An 824-nucleotide genomic window follows, 5' to 3' on the forward strand; every position below is an offset into this window, starting at 1 on the left:
GGGTCGGTTTTCCTCCTCGCTCTGAAGATACGAGGCTTCCAACCTTCCCATGTTTTTCTTGTGAGAGGTTCCCGGTTAGTGATTACGCACTACCCGTTTTCACCTCTCGAATGGGTGGATATTTGCCATTGAGTCTAGCGGTGCGAACGGTTTCCGCTTTCAGGACTTCTAAATTAAGACGATAGCCAACATTCCGAACCGTTTGGATTAAGTTCGGTTGTCGGGGGTCAATTTCTACTTTTTTCCGTAACGACAGAACATGAGTGTCAATCGTGCGAGGATTATCAATAGAATCTGGCCATGCTCGTCGCAACAGTTCTGAACGACTCAAGGGTTCTCCGCAAGCTTGAGCGAGAACATAGAGGAGACTGTATTCTTGGGGAGTCAGTTCAATTAATTGACTCTGTAAACGCACACGACGTTGTACCAAGTCAATTTTGAGTGCTCCATAATCCAAGGTTGTTGGCGGAACGATGGTGCGACTCCGCCGCATCAAGGATTCTGTTCTTGCCAAAAACTCTTGCATTCCAAAGGGTTTTGCTAAATAGTCATCAGCACCCGCTCTCAAGCCTCGGACAACATCCGATTCCGTTGTGCGAACCGATAACATTAAAATTAACGATTGTCGTTGCTGTTGAAGCCATTGGCAAAATTCCAAACTATTTCCCTCTGGCAGTTCAGCATCCAAAATCACTAAATTGGGTTGATGAGCATAGAAGATATCCCTTGCATGGTGCAAATCCGCCGCCTGATAAACCGAGTACCCGACGTGCTGTAAATGCCAACCCAAGAGCGATCGTAAATGCGGGTTTCCTTCAATAATT

General features: G+C 46.4%; 1 protein-coding gene. It reads right to left on the reverse strand.

Translation table 11 applies throughout. From position 1 onward, the window contains the following. Positions 1 to 82: 82 nt before the first annotated feature. Positions 83 to 823 carry a response regulator transcription factor gene (locus PL8927_RS27745; protein WP_231506174.1) on the reverse strand — a complete coding sequence of 247 codons (741 nt, stop codon included), beginning with the start codon at positions 821 to 823 and terminating at the stop codon, positions 83 to 85. Between the last annotated feature and the right edge of the window lies 1 nt (position 824).

It is taken from the genome of Planktothrix serta PCC 8927 (assembly GCF_900010725.2).
GTDB classification, from domain to species: Bacteria; Cyanobacteriota; Cyanobacteriia; order Cyanobacteriales; family Microcoleaceae; genus Planktothrix; species Planktothrix serta.